The organism is Streptomyces sp. NPDC029138 (genome assembly GCF_055564375.1).
Genome location: NZ_JBVHWM010000029.1, coordinates 1 through 17,759, shown reverse-complemented (window position 1 = coordinate 17,759; position 17,759 = coordinate 1). Strand labels below are relative to the sequence as shown.

13 protein-coding genes and 2 pseudogenes are annotated in these 17,759 nt (G+C 69.6%); 12 read left to right on the top strand and 3 right to left on the bottom strand.

Annotated features, from left to right (window positions below; genetic code table 11):
- Positions 1-94 precede the first annotated feature (94 nt).
- On the bottom strand, positions 95-262 hold the full coding sequence (locus ACZ4WH_RS22475; RefSeq protein ID WP_468183061.1) for a hypothetical protein: 168 nt from the start codon (positions 260-262) through the stop codon (positions 95-97).
- A 53-nt stretch (positions 263-315) separates the two neighbouring features.
- Here ACZ4WH_RS22475 and ACZ4WH_RS22470 point away from each other — a divergent pair, with 53 nt between their 5' ends.
- Positions 316-636: a LysR substrate-binding domain-containing protein gene (locus ACZ4WH_RS22470; protein WP_468183059.1), complete on the top strand. Its 321-nt coding sequence runs from the start codon at positions 316-318 to the stop codon at positions 634-636.
- A gap of 33 nt (positions 637-669) precedes the next feature.
- Here ACZ4WH_RS22470 and ACZ4WH_RS22465 read toward each other — a convergent pair whose 3' ends face one another.
- The gene (locus ACZ4WH_RS22465) at positions 670-1,668 is read right to left on the bottom strand and encodes a LacI family DNA-binding transcriptional regulator (protein ID WP_468183057.1); all 999 of its coding nucleotides are present in this window, start codon (positions 1,666-1,668) and stop codon (positions 670-672) included.
- 264 nt (positions 1,669-1,932) lie between these two features.
- Between ACZ4WH_RS22465 and ACZ4WH_RS22460 the strand changes: the two genes are divergently transcribed.
- The 9 genes from ACZ4WH_RS22460 (at position 1,933) to ACZ4WH_RS22420 (ending at position 15,892) form a co-directional block, all read left to right on the top strand.
- Positions 1,933-3,267, top strand: coding sequence for an ABC transporter substrate-binding protein (locus ACZ4WH_RS22460; protein ID WP_468183055.1), 1,335 nt, complete (start codon positions 1,933-1,935; stop codon positions 3,265-3,267).
- Between the two features lie 7 nt (positions 3,268-3,274).
- Entirely contained in the window at positions 3,275-4,222 is a 948-nt protein-coding gene (locus tag ACZ4WH_RS22455) for a carbohydrate ABC transporter permease (RefSeq protein WP_468183053.1), read from the top strand.
- Positions 4,219-5,076, top strand: coding sequence for a carbohydrate ABC transporter permease (locus tag ACZ4WH_RS22450; protein WP_468183051.1), 858 nt, complete (start codon positions 4,219-4,221; stop codon positions 5,074-5,076). Before ACZ4WH_RS22455 ends, ACZ4WH_RS22450 begins: the two co-directional genes overlap by 4 nt.
- Positions 5,077-5,110: 34 nt before the next feature.
- Complete coding sequence (locus ACZ4WH_RS22445; protein ID WP_468183049.1) at positions 5,111-7,837, top strand: glycoside hydrolase family 38 N-terminal domain-containing protein; 2,727 nt, start codon at positions 5,111-5,113, stop codon at positions 7,835-7,837.
- Positions 7,838-7,902: 65 nt separating this feature from the next.
- Complete coding sequence (locus ACZ4WH_RS22440) at positions 7,903-10,902, top strand: glycoside hydrolase family 2 TIM barrel-domain containing protein (RefSeq protein ID WP_468183047.1); 3,000 nt, start codon at positions 7,903-7,905, stop codon at positions 10,900-10,902.
- A gap of 536 nt (positions 10,903-11,438) precedes the next feature.
- Positions 11,439-12,539 (top strand): PP2C family protein-serine/threonine phosphatase, encoded by a 1,101-nt coding sequence (locus tag ACZ4WH_RS22435; RefSeq protein ID WP_468183045.1) that lies wholly within the window; start codon positions 11,439-11,441, stop codon positions 12,537-12,539.
- A 67-nt stretch (positions 12,540-12,606) separates the two neighbouring features.
- Positions 12,607-14,184, top strand: a complete 1,578-nt coding sequence (locus ACZ4WH_RS22430) for a SpoIIE family protein phosphatase (protein ID WP_468183043.1) — start codon at positions 12,607-12,609, stop codon at positions 14,182-14,184.
- Entirely contained in the window at positions 14,123-15,100 is a 978-nt protein-coding gene (locus tag ACZ4WH_RS22425) for an AraC family transcriptional regulator (RefSeq protein WP_468183041.1), read from the top strand. The genes ACZ4WH_RS22430 and ACZ4WH_RS22425 overlap by 62 nt, the downstream gene beginning before the upstream one ends.
- A gap of 96 nt (positions 15,101-15,196) precedes the next feature.
- Positions 15,197-15,892 (top strand): hemerythrin domain-containing protein, encoded by a 696-nt coding sequence (locus ACZ4WH_RS22420; RefSeq protein WP_468183039.1) that lies wholly within the window; start codon positions 15,197-15,199, stop codon positions 15,890-15,892.
- A gap of 52 nt (positions 15,893-15,944) precedes the next feature.
- Here the strand turns inward: ACZ4WH_RS22420 and ACZ4WH_RS22415 are convergent, their stop codons facing one another.
- A complete protein-coding gene (locus tag ACZ4WH_RS22415) occupies positions 15,945-16,379 on the bottom strand; it encodes a hypothetical protein (protein WP_468183037.1) in 435 nt (144 codons plus the stop codon).
- A 236-nt stretch (positions 16,380-16,615) separates the two neighbouring features.
- Between ACZ4WH_RS22415 and ACZ4WH_RS22410 the strand changes: the two are divergent.
- Both ACZ4WH_RS22410 and ACZ4WH_RS22405 read left to right on the top strand, forming a co-directional pair.
- Positions 16,616-16,844 (top strand): annotated as a pseudogene (locus ACZ4WH_RS22410) (VOC family protein); the annotation flags it as partial.
- Positions 16,845-17,124: 280 nt separating this feature from the next.
- Positions 17,125-17,661, top strand: a pseudogene (locus ACZ4WH_RS22405) (LLM class flavin-dependent oxidoreductase); the annotation flags it as partial.
- Positions 17,662-17,759 lie beyond the last annotated feature (98 nt).

The window sequence follows — 17,759 nt, the reverse complement described above, 5'->3', positions numbered from 1 at the left end:
CCTAAGCCAACAGTTGGTCCTTGTTCCGAATGCATGGGAAGCCCCCGCTCATCCTCCGGTTCTCCGGCCAGTGCCCTGGCCCTCGCGCGCTTCTTCAGCGCCGTCGAAGCCGGTGCGGGCGAGTTCGCCGCCGAGGGGTGAGGCCGTCGCTGTCGATGTGCGAGCCGGTCAGCATCGGGGCCGTGGTGGGGTCGGTGCCCTCGCGACGGCCGTAGATGTTCCCTATCCGGTCGACGCGGACGGCAAGTCCGGCCTGTTCCATCCACGCGATGACTGGGGCGGCGGCCGGCCGCGTCCGCGTCCGCGTCTGTGAGGGTGAAACCCGGCAACCCCAACCCGCGGCCCACCGAGCTCGAACAACAGGCCCTGCTCGACGACCCCCTGCACCTCGCCCTGCCGCAACCGGCCGACGCGGGGGACGCCGACGGCCCGACGGCGGCGCTGCGTTCACTCGCCGGCCACCCCTGGGTGATGGAGCCCGAGGGCACGGCCGCCTGGCACCGGGCCATGACCCTGTGCCGCAACGCCGGCTTCGAACCGGGCGTACGGTTCGGGACCACTGACCGGGATCAGCCCCTGCCGTACCGCCCGCCGATGACGAGGCACAGGCGGCCGAGTTGCCCGGATTCGGCGTGAGAGGGGCGTCAGCGCCACCTGGCTGCGTCGGACCTACGTCGACTCGCGCAGCCTGAGTTCCGCGTGTACCACGAGGTCGTCGGGGTCGAGTGGGCCGTCGCCGGTCAGGAGACGGGCGGCCTGTTCGACGGCGAGGGCCCCGAGCCGGCGTGTGTCGAGAGCCACGCTGGACAGTGGGGGCTCCACCAGCGTGCCGAGTGCCACTCCGTCGAAGCCGATCACGGCCAGGTCGCGCGGAACCTGGCGTCCCATGCGGCGGGCAGCACGGAGCGCGCCGATGGCGATGACGTCGTTGAAGGCGAAGACAGCGGTCACTTCGGGATGTTGGGCGAGCAGGTCCTCCAGCGCCCTCTCGCCGCCCTCCACGCTCTGTTCCGCGCGGCACACCGGTGCTTCACCGATTCCGCAGGCGGCCAGCGCGTCGGCGAACCACGCGTGCCGGACGCTCGGTTCGGCCCGAGCGGCGTGGTCGAGCATGCCGATACGCCGGTGCCCTGCCTGGACGAAGTGGGAAATGGCCGCCCTGACCCCGGCCCTTCCGTCGATCCGGATGGAGCTGAAGCGTTCGGCATCCTCGCCACGGTCGATGAGTACCACCGGCAGTCCCCGGGTCAGCTGCTCGATCTCGCTCTCGGACCGGCTGAAGTAGCCGACGACCGCGTCCACTTGGGAGGCGATCACCTGGAGCGTGCCCAGCTCCTCCTGTGCGCTGTCCGCGGTGTCGTAGACCAGGACATGCCATCCGCGGGCACGTGCCGCCTCCAGGGCCGCCGCGGCGACCTCGGTGAAGAACGGGTTGAGCAGGTCGGGGATGACGAGACCGACGCTGATCGTGTCCTGCCGTACCAGCCCCCTGGCGAACCGGCTCGGACGGTATCCCAGGGCCCGCGCGGCGTCGAGCACACGCTGCTTGGTGGAGTCGTCGATCTCCCCCTTGTCGTTCAGCGCGCGTGACACGGTCTGCCGGGACACCCCGGCGGCACGGGCGACATCATGGATCGTCACCCTGCGGGACTCGGTCCCGGACGGCACTGTCGCTCACCTCCCCATCCTGATCCAAGAGTCTTGACACTCAACCGCACCCGAGCGCACACTTCCGAACGTTTCGCACCGCCCGTGAACGTTCCCGTGAACGCTCACGGACGGAAAATACAGGAGCTTGCCCCTTCCCGCCATGGTGCTCGGGAACCGAACCGGCACCGTCGCGTCCGTCCATGTCAACCGCGGCACCCCGCCTGAGCGAGTCAACGTCGACCCGTCTAGCGCCCTCGCTAGTCGTTCTCGGGAACGGAAAACATGAGCAGCACAGTCATGCGCACACGCCTCGCCACCGTCGCCGCGGCAGCCGGTGTCGCCGTACTCGCCGGATGCTCCTCGCCCGCTCCGTCGGGCGAGGCAACGGCAGCACCCTGCACGCCCTCGAAGGGCAAGGTCACCCTCCAGTACTGGAACACCGTTCCGGGCATGGACAAGGTCGTGGACCTGTGGAACCAGCGGCATCCGGACATCCAGGTGGAGACGAAGAACATCTCCAACGACCAGTACGGCGCCATAGGAAACGCTCTCAAGGCGGGGAAGGCGCCGGACCTGGCTCAGGTCGGCTACGACGAACTCCCCAACCTGCGCACCCAGAACGCCTTCGTGGACGCCTCGGCCTGCAAGACGGCCACCGCGGCCAAGTCGAAGTTCGTCCCGTGGACCTGGTCGCAGACCAGCTTCGGCGGCACCGGTGTGTACGCCATACCGCAGGACACCGGCCCGATGGCCCTCTTCGTGCGCCGCGACCTCTTCGAGAAGTACGACGTCGCCATCCCCACGACCTGGGACGAGTACGCGTCCGCGGCCGAGAAGCTGCACAAGGCGGACCCCGGCCTCACCATCACGTTCTTCGATCCGAACAACGCCGAGTGGTTCAACGGGCTCCTCTGGCAGAACGACGCGAAGATGTACGGCTACTCCGACGACAAGTGGCAGGTCACCGTCGAGTCGGACCGGAGCAGACAGGTCGCGGCGTACTGGCAGAAGCTGATCTCCGGCAAGCTCGTGCGGACCGACCTCGCCAACGGTTCGACACAGATGTACGCCGCGTACCAGAAGGACCGGATCGCCAGCTACGTCGGTGCCGCCTGGGGCTACAGCATGTTCCGCGACAACCTGCCCAAGCAGGCCGGCAAGTGGTCGGTCGTCCCGATGCCGGCCTGGGGCACGAACGGCGCGTCCGGTGACTGGGGCGGATCGACCGTCGCGTTCATGAAAGGCAGCAAGCACCTGTACGAATCGGTGGAGTTCAACACCTGGCTGAACACCGATCCGCAGGCGCTCGCGATGGAGAACGAGCTGGGCGGCCTCTACCCGGCCGCCACCGCCGGGCTCCAACTGCCCGCGCTGAAGAAGGGCGTTCCGTACTACGACAACGAGAAGATCTTCGACGTCTTCGCCGACTCGTCCAAGAAGATCGACACCAGCTTCACCTGGGGTCCCACCCAGAAGACGGTGAACCTGGCGTTGCAGGACGCGATGGCCAAGGCGGCGGCCGGCAACGGCACGCTCACCGACGCGCTCGCGGCCGCCCAGAACGCCGCGCTGAAATCGATGAAGGACCAGGCGATCCCGGTCACGGCGGGCAAGTGACCGAAGCATGACCGACACCACAGCCCGCGCGACACCCGTGGTGGCGCCGACCCGGGTCCGCCGCCGTCTCCGCGGCGGAGGACCCCGGGCGGGCACCGTCGCCGCGTTCGTGACCCCCTTCTTCCTGCCGTTCCTGCTGTTCTACCTGCTGCCCGTCGGCTACGCGCTCTGGCAGAGCGTCCGGGTGGTGCGCCGCACCGGCGGGCAGTACGGGACCTCGTACACGGCCTTCGGTGGTTTCGAGCAGTACGCACAGGTGCTGCGGAACACCGAGTTCTGGTCCAGCATCGGCCGCATCGGGCTGTTCGGCGTCGTCCAGGTGCCGGTCATGCTGTTCGTCGCTCTGATCATCGCGCTGCTGCTGGACACTCCGCTGCTGAAGCTCAAGGCGTTCTTCCGCATCACCGCGTTCATGCCGTATGCCGTGCCCGGAGTCATCGCCGCGATCATGTGGTCGTACCTGTACTCGCCGCAACTCAGCCCCGTCGTCGATCTGCTGAACGGCATCGGCCTCCAGCCCGACTTCCTCGGCCCCGAAGCCGTACTGTGGTCGACCGCCAACGTCTCCACCTGGCTGTGGACCGGCTACAACATGCTGATCATGTTCTCGGCGCTACAGTCGATCCCGCAGGAACTCTACGAGGCCGCGAAGATCGACGGCGCGAGCAACTGGACGATCGCGTGGCGGGTCAAGGTCCCGATCATCGCTCCGTCGATCGTCCTGACCTCGGTGTTCTCGATCATCGGCACGCTCCAGCTGTACGCCGAGCCGGCCGTGCTGCGCCAGATCTCCTCGAACATCTCCAGCACGTTCACTCCGAACATGCTCGCGTACACGGTGGCTTCCGGGAACAACTACCAGCAGGCCGCGGCGATTTCCGTGGTCATCGCCGTCATCACCTTCGTGTTGAGCTTCGGGTTCATGCGACTGACCGCGAAGAGGGCCGGACTGTGAGCAACCCGTCCGTGATCCGTGAGAGCCGCGTCAGCCGTACGGCCGCCATGGCCCTGATGCTCCTTCTGGCCGTCTACTTCCTGCTGCCGATCTACTTCCTCGTCGTCGCGGCGACGAAGCCGCAGGGCGACCTGGCCTCCACCAACGGGCTGGTGTTCTCGCACCTCGACCTGTTCGAGAATCTCCGCGTCCTGTTCACCCGCAGCGACGGCGTCTTCGGCCGCTGGGCTCTCAACACCGTCGTCTACGCGGTGCTGGGCGCGGCCGTGGGCACCCTGATCTCCGCTCTGTGCGGCTACGCCCTGGCCGTGTTCCGGTTCCGCGGCCGGGAGTTGCTGTTCTCCGTCATCCTCGGCGGCGTCCTGGTACCCACCACCGCGCTCGCCCTGCCACTGTTCCTGCTGTTCTCGGCGACCGGGCTCGTCAACACGTATCTCGCGGTCTTCCTGCCCAGCATCGTCAGCCCGTTCGGCGTCTACCTCGCGCGCGTCTTTGCGAACGCGGCCGTCCCGCAGGAGCTGATCGAGTCGGCGCGGCTGGACGGCGCGGGTGAGTTCCGCACGTTCTTCTCGGTGGCGTTCCGGTTGATGACGCCGGCCCTGGTGACCATTTTCCTGTTCCAGTTCGTGGCCATCTGGAACAACTTCTTCCTGCCGATGGTGATGTTGCAGAAGGAGTCGCTGTTCCCGATCACACTCGGCCTGTACGAGTGGAACGGCCAGACCGCCCGCGCCCCGCTGCTCCAGCAGTCCGTGATCACCGGCTCGCTGGTGTCGATCGTGCCCGTGATCATCGTGTTCGCACTTCTCCAGCGGTTCTGGCGCACCGGGCTCGCCGCCGGGTCCCTCAAGTGACGTCCGCCCCCACGCACAGAAGGTGTCAGTCGCCATGCCCAAAGCGGCCGTGTTCGTGCCCCACTTCCACTGGGACCGCGAGTGGTACGAGCCCTTCCAGGTGTTCCGGCACCGGCTCGTCACCGCCTTCGACACCGTGCTGGAGACGGCCGAGGCGGACCCGGAATTCCGGTTCACCGTCGACGGCCAGATGGCCGCGATCGAGGACTACCTGGAGATGCGCCCGGAGAACCGCGATCGTCTCGCGGCCCTGGTCGGCGAGGGCCGCCTCGCCATCGGGCCGTGGCTGATCCTGCTGGACGAGTTCCTCTGCTCCGGCGAGACCATCGTCCGGAATCTGCAACTGGGGTGGGCGGTCGCGGAGAGCCTGGGCGGGGCGATGCCCATCGGCTATCTGCCGGACATGTTCGGCCACATCGCGCAGATGCCGCAGATCCTGGCCCGTGCCGGCATCGAGCACGCGGCGCTGTGGCGCGGTGTGCCCGGGGCCGTCGAAGGTCACGCCTTTCGCTGGCGCGCGCCCGACGGCTCCGAAGTACGCACCGAGTTCCTCTTCGACGGCTATGACAACGGCCTCGACCTCCTGCTGGTACCCGACCGGATCGGCCGCGCGCTCGGCGAGTACGCGGAGACGACGGCCCAGCGGTGGGGCGACGACCCGGTGCTGGCGATGGCCGGCACCGACCACACCGCGCCCGACCCGCGGCTCGCGGCCTGGCTGCGGCGCGCGGCCGGCCGGGAGCGCGCCATCACCATCGCCACGCTCGACGAGTACGTCCGCGAGCACGTGCGCGACGAGGCGGCCACCGTCGTCACCGGTGAGCTGCGCAGTCATGTGCGCGGCAACATCCTCCCGGGTGTTCTGTCCGTCCGACTCGGGCTCAAGCAGCGGATGGCCGTGGCCGAGCGCACCATCGACCACGCCGAGCGGGTGAACGCGCTGTGGTCCCGGCGGGACGACTCGCCGTTCCTCTCGCTCGCCTGGCACAAGATCGTCGAGTCGACGGCACACGACTCGGTGGTCGGCTCCGGCACCGACGAGACCTGCGCCCAGGTCGAAGCACGGCTCGCCGAAGCCGCGCAGATCGCGCGCGCCGTCCGGGACACGGCTCTCGCCGAGCCCGCCGCCCTGGTGCCGAGCGACGGCCATCTGGTGGCCAATCCGCTGCCGTTCCCCCGCGAGGCGTTGGTCGAGGTGGAGGTCACGGCCCCGCCCGAGGGAACCACACTGGTCGCCACCACCGCGGACGGCACCGAACATCCCGTGCAACTCGTCTCCGAGGCCCCGACCGTGCTCAGCGACGAGCGCTTGGACGCCACGCAGCTCGAACGCGTGCTGCGGCGGATCCATCGCCGCGAACTCTTCGGCCGGCTGATCGACCACTACGAACTCACCCCGGGTTCGCTCGTCTTCCACCTGGCCGAGGTGCCGACCAGCGGACCGTTCGATCTGCTCGTCCTGCGCCGCGATGTCGCCGCCGCGGCCGCCGCGCATCCGGGTGAGTGGCGAGTGCTGACGCTGGCGGAGGCCCGCGCCACCGCGCTGGTGCCCGTGCACGTGCCCGCCTCCGGGCTGGCGAGCTTCCGGGTCGCGCCGAGCGACCGGCCTGCCGTCCCCGCGACGACACCCGCTGCGGCGACGGCGGCCCGGGCGCTGTCGAACGGGCTGGTCGAGGTCGTGGTCGCCGATGACGGCACCTTGAAGGTGACCGGAGCCGACGGCACCGTGCTGGAGGGGGTCGGCCGGCTCGTCGACGGCGGTGACCGCGGCGACAGCTACAACTACGCTCCTCCGGCCCGGGATGTGCTCGTGTCGGAGCCGGCGGAGACCCGCGTCGAGGTCCTCGAAACCGGCCCGCTGCGTTCGAGACTGTGTGTCACCCGCGTCTACGAGTGGCCCACGGCGCTCTCCTCGGACCGCGATCTGCGCAGCGACCGGACCGTGTCGACGCCGGTCGAGACGCTCGTGGAAGTACGCGCGGGTGAGCCGTTCGTCCGCGTCTCCACGTCGTTCCTGAACCAGTCCGCCGACCATCGGCTGCGCTTCCACGTGCCGTTGCCCGAGCCCGTGGAGAAGTCGGCCTCGGCCGGGCAGTTCGCCGTCACCGAACGGGGGCTCAGTGCCGAAGGCGGCTGGGGCGAGTACCCGATCCCCACCTTCCCCGCGAGTTCCTTCGTGTCGGCCGGCGCCGCCACCGTCCTGCTCGCCCACTCCGGTGAGTACGAACTCGTCGACGACGGCTGCGAACTCGCCATCACCCTGCTGCGTGCCATCGGCTCGATCAGCGTCAACATCCATCCCTTCCGTGACGAGCCCGCGGCGAGCGAGATCCCCGCGCCGGGTGCGCAGGACCTGGGCATGCGCGTCGAGAACCGTTTCGCGGTCCTGCCCTCGGCGACCGGCTGGGAGGGAGCGGACGCGGTCGCTCGTGCCGAGGAGTTCCGCAACGACGTACTGGTCACCCGCGGGACCGCCCCCGCCGGGGGTCACCTGCCCCCGGACGCGACCGGCATACAGGTCGACGGCACGAACGTCCTCGTGTCGACCGTTCGCCGGGTCACCGACGCCGATCGTGGAGCCGGTACCGAGATCCGGCTGACGGCGATGAGCGACAGGGGGGCGCACGTCCGCGTGACCGGCGCGTTCACCGAAGCCACCACGGTCGACCTGCTGGGCAGGCCCCTGTCCGAGGCAGCGGCGCGGGACGGGCTCCGACTGGACCTCGCTCCGTGGGAGATCCGCACCGTCAGGGTGCGCTGACCGGTCGCCGCAGGCGCTCGACGTGCCCGCTCGCACACTCGCACCCGAGAGAGAGTCGTGAACCCTTGTCCTCCAGACTTTCCGCCCATGTCTCGGACCTCGCACCAGGACGTGGGGCATTGCGTCCCGCGCGGTCGTGGCTGCACTCCGACGCTCCCTCCCAGTCACTGAACGGGCCATGGCGGTTCCGTCTGTCGCCCACGGCGTCGGAGGCGGAGGACTTCGCGGCGGAGGGCTTCGACGACGGCAGCTGGGACAGCATTCCGGTTCCCTCCCACTGGGTGCTCCAGGGCGACGGCGCCTACGGCCGGCCCCTCTACACGAACATCCGGTATCCCTTCCCCCTCGACCCGCCCCACGTGCCGGACGAGAACCCCACCGGTGACTACCGGCGACACTTCGAGCTACCCGCCGACTGGTCGGACGCCGAGCGCATCGTGCTGCGGTTCGACGGAGTGGAGTCGCTCTTCCGGGTGTGGGTGAACGGCGTGGAGACCGGCAGCGCCAGTGGCAGCCGGCTCGCCCACGAGTTCGACGTCACCTCGTCGGTGCGCCCCGGCGACAACGTCGTCGCCGTGCGCGTGCACCAGTGGTCGGCGGCGAGTTACGTCGAGGACCAGGACCAGTGGTGGCTGCCGGGGATCTTCCGGGACGTCACCGTGATCGCCCGGCCGGCCGGAGGCATCGAGGACGTCTGGTTGCGCACCGGATTCGACGACGGGCGCGGACGCGTCGACCCCGAGATCACGGCCGAGGCGGCGGCGTTCCCGGTCACCCTGCGCATCCCCGAACTCGGCATCGAGCAGGTCTGGGCCACGCCCGCCGACGTGGCTCCCCTCGACGTCGGCGGTGTGGAGCCCTGGTCGGCCGAACAGCCCCGCCTCTATGACGCCAGCGTGTCGACGGCCGCCGAGAACATCACCCTGCGGGTGGGGTTCCGCACGGTCGTCATCAGCGGCGACCGGTTCCTGGTCAACGGCCGTCGCGTCGTGTTCCACGGGATGAACCGCCATGAGGCACATCCCGAGCGCGGGCGCGTCTTCGACGAGGAGCACGCCCGCGAAGACCTGGCCCGCATGAAGCGGTTCAACGTGAACGCCATCCGCACCAGCCACTACCCGCCGCATCCACGGCTGCTCGACCTCGCCGACGAACTGGGATTCTGGGTCGTCCTCGAGTGCGATCTGGAGACGCACGGCTTCGAAACGGCCGACTGGGCCGGCAATCCCTGTGACGACCCGGCCTGGCGCGGGGCACTCCTCGACCGCGTCCAGCGCACCGTCGAACGGGACAAGAACCATCCCAGCATCGTGATCTGGTCCCTCGGCAACGAAGCGGGAACGGGAAGCAACCTCGCCGCGATGTCGGCGTGGGTCCACGCCCGCGACACCGAACGCCCCGTGCACTACGAAGGTGACCACACCGGCGAGTACACCGACATCTACTCGCGCATGTACGCATCGGTGCCGGAGGTCGAGCAGATCGGCGCCGACGGGGCCCGCTCGGCGCTGCCGCACTGCACTCCGGCACAGAGTGCCCGCCAGCGGGCCAAGCCGTTTCTGCTGTGCGAGTACGCGCACGCGATGGGCAACGGGCCGGGAGGGCTCGACCAGTACGAGGCTCTGGTGCACGTGTACCCGCGTCTGCACGGCGGTTTCGTCTGGGAGTGGCGCGACCACGGCATCCTGGCCGGCGCCCCGGACGGGACGCCGTACTACGCCTACGGCGGCGACTTCGGAGAGGTGGTGCACGACGGCAACTTCGTGATGGACGGGATGCTGCTGAGCGACGACGTGCCGACGCCCGGCCTCCACGAGTTCAAGGCGGTCGTACAGCCGATCCGCTTCGACTTCGGCGGCGGTGACGGTGACTTCGGCGGCGACGGCGTCACGATCACGAATGTGCGGCACTCGGCCGACACCTCCGATCTGCGCTTCCGTTGGCGGGTCGAACACGACGGGATGCCCGTGGACCACGGTGACCTGGAGGTCCCCGTCGTCGGACCGGGCGACTCGGAGCGGGTGCCGCTGCCACGGATCCCGGTGTCGCCGGACGCCGAGACATGGCTCACGATCGACGCGGTGCTGGCGGCCGGAACGGCCTGGGCGCCGGAGGGACATGTGATCGCAACGGCCCAACTGGACGCGTCGACACCTCGTACGACTCCGGCTGCCCGGCCCCGGACCGACTGGCGGCCGGGAGACGGAACCCTGACGCTGGGAATCGCCGAGTTCATCGACGGATCCCTCGTACGACTCGCCGGCCGCGCCGTGACGGGCCCACGGCTGGAACTGTTCCGGGCACCGACCGACAACGACGAAAGCGCGTCCGACCAGGTCGAGGACAGCGACGCGAGCGTCGCGGGAGTGTCCAACGCCGACCTGTGGCGCCGTGACGGTCTCGACCGGCTGACCACGCGACGCGTGTGCGTGGAGCGGGCCGCGCGGTCCCTGCGCACGGTCGACAGAGTCGCCGCGGCGGGCTCCGCCTCGTCGGTGATGGTGGAGTCCGTCTGGTCCCTCAAGGACGATGAGCTGGAACTGCTCGTGGAGATCGAGCCGTCGAGCGGCTGGCGGACGGTGTGGCCGCGGATCGGGATAGGTTTCGGTCTTCCCGACGGCGCGGCTCCCGTCGACGGCGCCGAGTGGTTCGGTCTCGGTCCCTTCGAGTCCTACCCCGACAGTCTGCGTGCGGCGCGCACGGGTCGCTTCACCGCCGGCGTCCGCGACCTCTCGGTCGACTACGCGCGCCCCCAGGAGACCGGGCACCGCTCGCGACTGCGCTGGTTGACGTTGCTGAGCGGCGGCACCGAGGTGCTGCGCGTCGTGGCGGTCCCGGACACGTTCGGACGTCGTCCCGGCTTCACGCTCAGCCGCCACACCCCCCAGCAGACAGCCCGTGCCGGGCACCCGTTCGAGCTTCCCGAGTCGAGGACGAGTCACCTGATCATCGATGCCGCCCAGCACGGACTCGGCTCGCGGGCCTGTGGACCGGATGTGCGGCCCGAGTTCGCGCTTCGCCCTGAAGCCCGCACGATCAGACTGCGCATCGCGGCGAGCCGCTGACTCGGCCTTGGTGGTGCCGGGCCCACCACCCGCCTGGTGCTCGGCGGCCCCGGTACTGACGGCGTCGATGCCAGAGCACCGCGCAGGCCATCGGCTTGGAACCTTGTCGCCCGCTACGTGAGACAGCTCCGCCAGGACCTGGCAGGCACTTGACTGCCACCTCCCCGTGTCGCACATTTGAGTCCGCATAGCGGAAATCATTTCTCGCATTATGGCAAGAAAGCGCCAAGGAAACGGTAAGGACGGTGGGTCCATGATCCACTTCCGCGTAGTCGGACCCAGTCGGCGGAGCCCGTCGCACACGGGCACTGAGCGCCCGAGCGCCTCAGCCGCGTCGTCGGGCAACCCCAGGCGCTCATGAGGTTCGACCCTTCCCAGGACCCCCCATGAAATCTCCTTCCCATGGTGTCTCGGCGCCTGGTCCGGAGGGCCGCGCGGTCCGTCCGTCGCGGGGACTTCGACGCCTGCGGGGAAGTCGCTACCGGCTCGGCCCCACAGGTGCCGACAGCCCCCCTCTCCACGGCGCCCGAGCACAGGTGGCACTTCCTCTCCTGCTCATCGCGGCGATCACTCTGGCGGCGTCCTTCGCCCCCCTCGCCATTCACCTCTCACCACTCCTCGTGGCCGCCCCCACCTTCACCGCGGCAGTCGCGCGAACCCGGTACACGGCCGCCATAGCCCTGGCCGCCAGTGCGGCGGTGGTTCTCGCCGACCGGCACGACGGGCTGATGCGTTCGCCACTGCTGCCCATCCACATCGGCGCCCTGCTGGCCGTCTCCGCGTCGGTGATCATCGCTCGCGCTCTGCACGATCGTGATCTGAGAGAACTCACGCAGGTGCGGGCCGTGTCCGAGGCGGCCCAGCGGGTTCTGCTGCGGCCCCTCCCCCGCAGACTGGGCTCTCTGCGCATCGCGTCGGTGTACCGGGCGGCCACCGCGCACGCTCTGGTGGGCGGTGACGTGTACGCCGCCGCCCGCACCGGCCGCGCGACCCGCATCCTCATAGGCGACGTCCGCGGCAAGGGTCTCCCGGCCCTGGAGGACGCCTCCGCCCTGCTCGGTGCCTTCCGCGAGGCGGCTCATCAACACGAAACCCTCCCGGAGTTGGCGGCCGCTCTGGAGCGCAGCGTCCGCAGGCACCTGGAGGAGATGACCGAGTTGGCGCCTGACAGCGCCGAGCGCTTCATCACGGCTCTGCTGGTCGAACTACCCGACGCAGAAGAGACCGTCAGGGTCGTCAGCTGCGGACATCCCCCGCCCCTGGTGAACCGGCGCGGCCCAGTGACCACCCTGTGTGTGACTCGACCCGCTCCGCCACTTGGCCTGGCCGGAAGCACGGCCGAGGAATTTCCCCTCGCCACCTTCGCGTTCACTCCGGGCGACACCTTGTTGCTCTACACGGACGGGCTCGTCGAGGCCCGCGATGCCACCGGGAGCTTCTATCCCGTTCTCGAACGCGCCGCCGCCTGGGCGTGGCAGTGTCCGCGTGACCTCCTCCAGGACATCAGCCAGGACCTGAGGAGTTATGCGGGCCGGCACCTGGACGACGACCTCGCCATGGTGGCCGTACACTCCCCCGCCCGCTCCGGCCCCTCCCCGGCGGCCATCGCGGGACCAGCACCGGAGGCAACGGCATGACCGGCGACGACGACCGCCCGCATTGTGCCCCGTGCACATGGCCGACCACGAAGGGACATTGACAAGGATGGCCACTGTACGACGCCTGCTGTGGCAGCCGGGCTCGCTGCTCGTCGTCTATCTGTGCGCGGTCTGCGCGGTGCAACTGGGCGCGTCCGCGGGTGACCTGGTCCGCTGGTCCGATTACTCGGTGCCGGCGCCCCTGGTGGCCGCCGCGCTGCTTCCCCTTCGGCGTACCCTCGCGATCGGGGTGGCGACGCTGGTGGCCAGCGTGGCCGTCTACGGCTTCGCGATCCGTGGCGTCTCGGAAGGCGGCCGGACGGTCGTGATCGCCGCGGCTGTGCTGTCCTTCGCTCTGAGCCTCGTCATCTGCCAGGCACGCCAGCGTCCGCAACGCCGGGCCCCTGCCCTCGCGGAGGGGCCTGTGGAATCCGCCGACACCGCGTCCCGTGGCGCGTCTCCGACCTCGGTGACCGATCTGCCACTGAGTCCCCTGCCACAGCCCGCTGCGGTGGAACTCGCCGGTCGCCACACGGCCGCCGACGGCACGACAGGCGCCCAGGCCTACTGGCTCGACGCGATGCCGCTGCCGGGCGCCCGTGTGGCGCTCGTCGCCGGCTCCGTCACCAAGGACGGGACCGCCATGCCTGCCGTCGCCGCGGAACTGCGCGCCGCGGTACACACGCTGGCCGACATGGACCTGCAACCGGAGGAACTCCTCACCCACCTGGAGCATGTGCTCGCCCGCCTGTGGCCCGCCAACGACGCGAGCCGGCACCGCGCGGGCGCGTCCGAGATCACCGCGGCTTGCCTGTACGCGGTCTACGACCCCGTCTCCGGCCGCTGCGCCCTCGCCGGCGCCGGGTATCCCGCGCCGACCGTCGTCGGGCCCGACGGCGCGGTCACCACGGTCGAGCTTACGATCGGCCCGCCGCTCGGACAGCCGCGACCGCCCACGGAGGCCACAGAGGTCCAACTCCCCGAAGGCAGTGTGCTGCTGCTGCACGGACACACCCCTGGGACACACGACCCAGCGGCCGAGGCCGGCGGAACCGTGCTGCCCGTGTCGGACCTCGGATCTCCGCCCTGCCCGAACGCCCTCTGCCGGTCTGCCCTCGACAGACTGCTGTCGAGCGGGCGTTACGCCCACGCCGGCGTGCTCGCCGCCCGCACCCGCGTGCTCGGCAGCGGCAACGTCGCTTCCTGGGACCTCACAGGCGACCTTGCCGCCGTCTCCGAGGCCCGTAAGCACGTTGCGGGAAAGCTGGCCGCGTGGGGCCTTGAGGAGGTCGCCTACACCACGGAACTCATCGTCAGCGAACTCGTCACGAATGCCGTCCGCCATGCCGGCCCTCCCGTGCGGTTGCGCCTGATCCTCCACGGCACAGGGTTGATCTGCGAGGTCTCCGACAGCAGCAGCACCTCCCCGCATCCACGGCGGGCCCGCACCTTCGACGAAAGCGGACGCGGACTCCTCATCGTCGCCCAGCTCACCCAGCGCTGGGGCACGCGCCACCATGCCCACGGCAAGACCGTGTGGGCGGAAGAACGACTCGAAACGCACCCGCACGCGGAGCTCGGGAATGGAACCTCTACAGGAACTGCTCACTCTGATCCTCGAACACGTGGGGGACGGTGGCCGTAAGGCCACGGTTGCGGACGGTGTGACCGTTGCGGTCGTGGGCGAGACGACGCCCCCGGTCGTCGCCGCGAGGCCCGGTCCCACCCTGGCGATCGTGGCCCAGGGCACCATGCGCACGGTCAGCAGCGGGGAAGCGCACGAGTACGGCGCCGGCAAGTACGTGGTCGCCCCGCTGAACCTGCCCTCGACCAGCCAGGTCGTCCAGGCGGATCCTGACGAGCCCCTTGCCGTCTTCATCATGGACCTCAGGCCGCAGGCCATCGCCTCACTGCTGCTGGAGACGACCGACACCGCCACGACGCCGGTCTACCCGGAGCTTTTTGTCAGTGACGCGACGCCTAAGCTGCTCGACCCTGTTGTGCGACTGCTGCGCGTCGCCCGCTGCCCGGACGACTTGCGTGTCCTCGGTCCGTCCTATCAACGGGAGATCCTCTGGCGGCTGCTCACCGGGGACCAAGGCGCGCTCACGCGGATGATCGGCCAGGCCGACGGCGGGCTCACCCATATCGCCCGGGCGATCGGCTGGATCCGCGAGCACTACGACGAGCGGCTCAGCGTCGCCGATCTCGCCCGGTTGTGCGGCATGAGCACTTCCTCCTTCCACCGGCACTTCCGGGCAGCGATGTCCGTGACACCGCTCCAGTTTCAGAAGACCCTGCGTCTACAGACCGCCCGAACACTTCTGTGGAGCCGTTCGGGGAGCGTCGCGGATATCGCTCACCGCGTCGGCTACGAAAGCCCGTCGCAGTTCCATCGGGAATACCGGAAATTGTTCGGAACCTCTCCGGGGCGCGACTCACGCGACAACGGCGTTGCGTCGAACGAGCCGGAAGATGCCGATGAGCAGGCTCAAGGGTACCGACGACAAGTTGACAGTATCGTGCAAGCGGGTAGCAGGATCGATCTCACTGATCCGTGAGACTGCCTGATGGAATGGGGCGCAGGCCTCTTCCCCTCCCTCCCGACACCCGGAAATGTTCTTTGCGTGCCGGGAGGTTCCCCATCGATCCGAGGAATGGCAGTGACTCCGACCGTCAACGAACCCATGGCCGATGTACGAGACATGTATATGGCCCATGCCGCATTGCGCCGTGAATTTCGGCTGCTGCCGCAGCTGATCCGGGACGTCGTCCCCGGCGACACCGCGCGTGCCGCCGTCGTAGGCGCGCATGCGGATCTCGTGTGCCGCGTTCTGCACACGCATCATGAGGGTGAGGACGTACTGCTGTGGCCGAAGCTCCTGGAACGGGGCGGCGAAGAGGCCGCGTCCATCGTGCCCGTGATGGAGACGCAGCATCGGTCCATCGACCGGGCCCAGGCCGAGGCGACCGAACTTCTGCGCGAGTGGCGTTCCACCGGGCGGCGCGGCGAGGAACTCGCCGACGCCTTCGAACTTCTGCTGTCCGTGCTCCTGGCGCACATGGCGACGGAGGAGAGACTCGTACTGCCGCTCGCCGAGAGACATGTCACCGCCGCGGAGTGGAAAGAGCTGGGCGAGCACGGTATGGCCGCGATCCCGAAGAGAGAACTGCCGCTGACGTTCGGCATGGCCATGTACGAGGGTGACCCTGACGTCATCAAGGCGGTCCTCGCCCACGCGCCACTGCCGGTCCGCCTGCTCGTACCCGTCATCGGGCGCCGCCGCTACGCCGCCCACGCAAGGCACGTTCACGGCACGTCAAGGCCGGCACGACTCGGCACCCTCGTCTGAGCTGCCCTGGTCGACACCGGATGCGCGCGGCCGCCTGGTCGGCATCAAGTGGCTAGCAGCGGCTGCCACTTGATGCCGTTGTCGACCGGGGAGTGGATCGCGTCCAGCATCGCCGTTCGGACGTGCGGAGGACCCGGGGGGCCCGCGCTTGCGAAGCAGTTGGAACCCGACGCGGCCGGTGTTCAGGGCGTGTGCAGTCCGCTGCTGGTTCGCCGAAGTCGACGCGGCCCTTGTCGTTGGTCCAGACGGGTTGGTTCACCCGCTGGAAGCTCCATGTGCCGTTGCTGCACTGGGAAAGGAGGATCTGGCAGTCGGTGAACTGGACCTTCCACGACGCCTCGAAGCCCTCGTAGATCACCGTGCAGCGGTGGGTCGCTCCCTCGCCCTTGTCGATGACGGCCTTCTCGCACGTACCGGGCCGAACCTTGCCGATGACTCCCGCCATGGTCATCGTGTCCACCATCAGCCGGCGCCGCACCTGGTCCATCAGGGAGGGATGCGCCTCCTGGGGAGGCAGGGCCGCCTCGGCCTCCCTGCTGCTGATCCCAAGCGACTGTGACTGCGACTGCGGGTGGAGCGGCCATCACGACCGACCGCACAGCACGCCACATGGCGGTTGCATACCCCGTTCCTCCTGGGGAGTGCCCGAAGGGGGCGCACGGGATCGGCATTGTCATCAGTCAGTGTCGACAGTGCCCTCCGCCTCGGAGCACGCCCGTTCGTGTCGGCCCGTATCTCGAGTTCCTCCGCACGCCCCACCTGAAGGACATGCGGCACCGCGTCCATCTCGACCTGGCACCCCGGCCCCTTGACCGTCAAGCGGCGATGGCGGCGGTGGCCCGGCTCGAGGCCCTCGGCGCGACGTCCGCCGACGCAGGCCGGGGGCGACCTCCCGCGGACAGTTCTGGCCGACCCGGAGGGCAACGAGTCCTGCGTCCTCGGCCCGGCCTGACGCGGAGCCTCCCGCCTGCTCCGCCACCCCCGCGCCACCGAACCCGTCAATGACGGCGTTCCCAGCGAAGTCGTCCGCCGCCGCCTCGCCCTCGCCCTCGCCCTCGCGTCCGCCGATACCGCCCCGCTGGGCGACAGAGTCGCCGAGGGCCGCCCGCCCATGGCGTAACGTCTACCGACTGGGCGGGGGAGAGTGTGTGTCCGGCAACCTGCTCTGAGGCCGCCTCCGCCTGGAGCCGAATCCGATTGCCCCTTTGTGGGCGGCCGCCCATCCTGCTGGGATGCGCTTCTCCGTCAACATCCCGAACTTCGGCGACTTCGCCGACCCCCGTAACGTCGCGACCGTGGCGACCGCCGCCGAACAAGCCGGCTGGGACGGGCTCTTCGTCTGGGACCACGTCCTGCACCGCCGGCACCAGGGGCGTCCCTTCGGAGACCCCTGGATGCTGCTGACCGCGGCCGCGCTGGCGACCTCCCGGATACGACTGGGCACCCTTTTGACGCCGGTCCCCCGTTACCGTCCGCAGCAACTGGCCCGGCAGGTGGCCACCTTGGACCACCTCAGCGGCGGCCGGGTGATCTTCGCCGCCGGGCTGGGCGGTCCGATCGAGGACGAATACCACAGCTTCGGCGACGCCGCCGAACCCCGCCTCCTCGCCGAGCGGCTGGACGAGGGACTGGAGCTGTTGAGCCGCTTCTGGTCCGGCGAGGCGGTGAACCACCACGGTCGGCACTACGAGGTCCGGGACGTGACGCTGCTGCCCGCCAGCGTGCAGCGGCCCCGTCCGCCGGTGTGGATCGGCGGGTTCTGGCCGCGGGGGGGGGGGAGGGGGGGGGGGGGGGGGGGGGGGGGGGGGGGGGGGGGGGGGGGGGGGGGGAGGGAGGGGGGGGGGGTACACTAGGCTGGAAGGAGGGG

Bases quoted from the DNA above. Each gene is read 5' to 3' on its own strand.
- ACZ4WH_RS22455 (WP_468183053.1), top strand. From the start codon at position 3,275: ATGACCGACACCACAGCCCGCGCGACACCCGTGGTGGCGCCGACCCGG.
- ACZ4WH_RS22445 (WP_468183049.1), top strand. From the start codon at position 5,111: ATGCCCAAAGCGGCCGTGTTCGTGCCCCACTTCCACTGGGACCGCGAG.
- ACZ4WH_RS22415 (WP_468183037.1), bottom strand. From the start codon at position 16,379: ATGGACCAGGTGCGGCGCCGGCTGATGGTGGACACGATGACCATGGCG.
- ACZ4WH_RS22460 (WP_468183055.1), top strand. From the start codon at position 1,933: ATGAGCAGCACAGTCATGCGCACACGCCTCGCCACCGTCGCCGCGGCA.
- ACZ4WH_RS22420 (WP_468183039.1), top strand. From the start codon at position 15,197: ATGGCAGTGACTCCGACCGTCAACGAACCCATGGCCGATGTACGAGAC.
- ACZ4WH_RS22475 (WP_468183061.1), bottom strand. From the start codon at position 262: ATGGAACAGGCCGGACTTGCCGTCCGCGTCGACCGGATAGGGAACATC.
- ACZ4WH_RS22425 (WP_468183041.1), top strand. From the start codon at position 14,123: ATGGAACCTCTACAGGAACTGCTCACTCTGATCCTCGAACACGTGGGG.
- ACZ4WH_RS22430 (WP_468183043.1), top strand. From the start codon at position 12,607: ATGGCCACTGTACGACGCCTGCTGTGGCAGCCGGGCTCGCTGCTCGTC.